A 3,745-nucleotide genomic window follows, 5' to 3' on the forward strand; every position below is an offset into this window, starting at 1 on the left:
CCAGCTCCAGCCGTATCGCGGGCGAATGAAAACCCAAAATATCCCCGCCACCACCACGGCCCCCATCAACCATGTGCAATAAAAAAAACTACTTGGCACAATCCCATCCACAGACACCTTCCACCAAAGATAACCGACTACTGAAAAACTGACCCCCGCTATCCAAAACGCAACCGTTGCAGAAACCGTCTGATTCTGGACGGAGATGGTGCTCTCTAAGGGCTTTGATTCAATTCTTGATAGCATGTTAGCTGAATTTAGGAAAGATTAACTTGAGGACAAATTTTTCTTGTAGAAAGGGCGAGCAAATATGAATGAGATTTTCGATATAAAATAGGGTATAGTTAAAATAGCCACCAGGAAGCGTTGCCATAACTTAAATTTTGAGGGTGATACCGGAAGTTGTAGAGATGAGTAATAATAAGATTGTGATAGTGTAGGATTTGTCCATTCATTTTCCAATAAAGTTTTTCTTGAAGCTTTATAGAAAGAGGAAACATTATCGGTTCTTGTTTTCTCCCATAGGCATAAAACTGTAATCAGCCAGTATATTGTCCATGCCGAAAAGGCGGGTATCCAATCGCCCTTTATTTGTGCAATAGATGTGGCAGCCTTTTGTATATTCTTAAATGAATGGATTATTTTTTTACTTACAAGCTCATCAGGAGTTTGTTTGGCCTCGATTAGTGCATAAGTGAGGGTTGAGTGTATATAATCTTGCACACAAGGATGGGTAAAATGATAGACACAGCAATCTTCAGAATAAGGGATTCTTACTGTTCGAGAGGAATCAGTAGGACGGATATTATCGTGAATTGTGTTTTGAACCTTGACACGCCGTCGGTGAAAAAGAAACGGATAATAGCTTACATACCAGGGACTTCCATACTGATTTATGCCTAGTGAATACATTCTACGAGGAATATATACAAGGTCTATATTTTTTTCATTTTTATTGAGTAATCTTACAATACTGTGAATAAGCTTTCTAGTTGGGATTTCGGAGCATGTGAGAATGAATATCCAATCGTTTTCTGGGTATTCTATATATTCTAAAAAATTGTCATCGCCTTTGGGTGAGTATGCACGATTGATGATTTTTACTTTTTCGGAGCATGATTGAGCTACATTGGCAGTGTTGTCTGTAGAAGATTTGTTGATTACGATGATTTGGTCTGCCCATGATACTGCGCTTAGTATCGTATCAGAAATGCGATGCGCTTCATTATAAGCCGGGATTAGGCAGGATATCTTTGGCATAGATTTATGAGTTAAGTTTACCATAGAAGCCACTTCCTTTTAAGTGGTATTTCAGGCATAGTTTCAGCCTTACTTTGGTAAATCTCAGCTTCTTGATTTAGAGTGCGCCAATAGTCTATTTCCTTTTGGACTTCGATTGGATCTGATTTAAGAGGCTGGGGTGGTATAGATTTAAGTTCTGAGTCGCTTAGAAAGCCCAAGTTTCTCCTCTTTTTATCTCGATACCATAGGCCTAGAATTTCCGGAATTTCAAGAAATGGATATTTTTGCGCGATTTGACTAAAAAAAGCGTGGTCCCCTGCAGCTCTATAACGAGTGTCGAATAAACCGTGGATATCATGCAACTTTCGCTTCCATACGGGATTAGGTCCAATTTCATGTTGGTGAGGTTTTCTATTTGGATGATTTTGGTAGATTGAGTTGAAGCGAATTCTGCTTGACCATTTTTGATTGGGTATATGGTGGATGTATGAACGACAATATGCCAAGACAGCGCCTCCTTTGTCGTCCAAGAGAGCTTGGCTCATAATCTCTAGTGCATCGGGACGCAGGCGATCATCAGTATTCGAATTAGTAATCAAATCGGCTTGAGCTAAGACAATGCCACGATTCCAGGCTGAATATACTGACTCCCTTTGGTGGGTGTAGATATACGTGAAATGTGGGTAGTGTTCGAGGAACTTCAAGATAGTGAAATGCTCCTTTTCAGGAGAAGCTGTGTTGATAACTATAATTTGTAATTTTCCTTTTCTATATAAGGTTTGCTCCGTCAGATCCAGCAATTTATCGAAAATGAATCGATTTGATCTATAGACTGAAACTAATGCTGAAACAGTATAGAGTGGATTTGTTTTCGTATTTTGATCTATTGTGGGATCAGAAAGATTTGAGGAAAAAGCTTTCATTTTTGTTCCAGGATACCTTGGTCGGATCAGAAATAAAAATTGTGATAGAGTGGCGTTGTTTTAACTTTCGAGATAAAAGCTTGCGTTTTGCCCATTTATAGGTAAGGGATTGGGGTGGGCCAAAAATTCTGAGAGCTTTAATCAAAGGATATGTATAATAGTCGCGTAGATTTTCTTCGTTGAGATATGTTTTTAGTTTTGCTCTCCATTCCTTTGGAGTGTGAGTTTGTATGAAATTTGTCCAATGAAAGAGATTTTCTAGATGTGATTTGCGACTTTTCATTACGATGGGTGAACATACGAATGCTGGCTTTATAGATAAGGCGAGAGCGGTGATTAAAAAATATTCGGAGGTGTGTGTGCGTAGTTCTTGAGATGCGCTAGTCGATAGGATCTTGAGTAGATTTTCTTTTTTTACTAGCGAGCCTGAGGCTGTGAAGGGTGTTTGAGAGAAAATATACGGGAATCGAGCAGGGTAGAAAGGTAGGAACGTGTAGTATTCAAAGTGATTTGAGTTGATGTTTTTTTTATCTAATGAGTTATTTGGGCAATATTGTGTTTCTTCATAGATTGCCGTGGAATTGGGGATGAACCAAGGGATTTCCGGATGTGCTTTTGCTAGGGATAGAAGAAGAGGGAGAGCATCAGGGAAGGGAGTTTCGTTGGCATCTAGGAAAAAGAGGTAGTCAGCACTTGTATTATAGATGGCATCTAGAAGGCGATCAACAACCAAGTCTTTAAGTGAGGGGAGAGTAATAATTTGCGTTTGAGTGGGTGAAAGGACTGTTTCTAGACGATTAAAAGATACTGTATTATTCGTTGAGGGATTATCGTGGTAAAAGAGGACAGTTGTGAAGGATGGGAAATTATTTTGCCTGGGGCAGAGCTGTGCGGGGAGGGTGGTGAGATGGGGCAGTTTGTGATGATAGTGAAGCTTGATTTTTCGATTTTTGAACTCATAGATGGATTGGGATAAGAGAGTAGTGAAATCTTTTTTTTCTGATAGGAGTTCAGTGAATGTTGTTTCGATTAGGGTCTGAATTAGGTGGGCTGGAATTCTGCTTGAGTGTAGGATACTTGCCGGGAGTTTTTCGGATAGAACTTTTCTGATGATGTCGATATAGAATGCTAGTTTGATTTTGAGCGAGGTTTTTTTGCCATTACGATTGATTGCAAAGAGGTAATAAAGCTGTGTTAGGAGTGAGATTAAGTCAGCGGAGAGTTCTTTTTTATAGGTGGGGATGTAGCTGAGCTTTTTTATGTGATCGAAGAGCTTGAGAACATATAGATTTTGTTTGTTTTTATTACTAGGCTGGCTCTGGGAAGCCTGCTGAGGGTGTTGTCGCCAAAAGGCTTGAGTAGAAGGTTCGTAATAGGCTTGGTAGTGAACGAAATAATCACGAGCGAATAGGCAATCTGCGAAGGAGAGGGCATCAGTAGGCCATAGGCCAAGCTGCTTGTGGATGGAGCGGCGGTAGAGGGCTGAGTTCATGGAGACCCAAGGTGGGTAGTATATGACGGCATAGAGATGGCAAGGGATCTGTGGGAGGATGCCTGTTTTTTGGTGGAGGCGTTGATAA

4 protein-coding genes are annotated in these 3,745 nt (G+C 40.3%); all 4 read right to left on the reverse strand.

Annotated features, from left to right (window positions below):
- Positions 1-246, reverse strand: a 246-nt coding sequence (locus NZM04_08300) for a hypothetical protein (GenBank protein ID MCS7064023.1), incomplete at its 3' end; no start/stop codon positions are given.
- Between the two features lie 21 nt (positions 247-267).
- A complete protein-coding gene (locus tag NZM04_08305) occupies positions 268-1,260 on the reverse strand; it encodes a glycosyltransferase (GenBank protein ID MCS7064024.1) in 993 nt (330 codons plus the stop codon).
- Between the two features lie 17 nt (positions 1,261-1,277).
- Positions 1,278-2,165, reverse strand: coding sequence for a glycosyltransferase (locus NZM04_08310; protein MCS7064025.1), 888 nt, complete (start codon positions 2,163-2,165; stop codon positions 1,278-1,280).
- Positions 2,137-3,745, reverse strand: a 1,609-nt coding sequence (locus tag NZM04_08315; GenBank protein MCS7064026.1) for a hypothetical protein, incomplete at its 5' end; no start/stop codon positions are given. The genes NZM04_08315 and NZM04_08310, both read right to left, overlap by 29 nt.

The sequence above is a fragment of the Candidatus Methylacidiphilales bacterium genome (assembly GCA_025056655.1).
Classification (GTDB): Bacteria; Verrucomicrobiota; Verrucomicrobiia; order Methylacidiphilales; family JANWVL01; genus JANWVL01.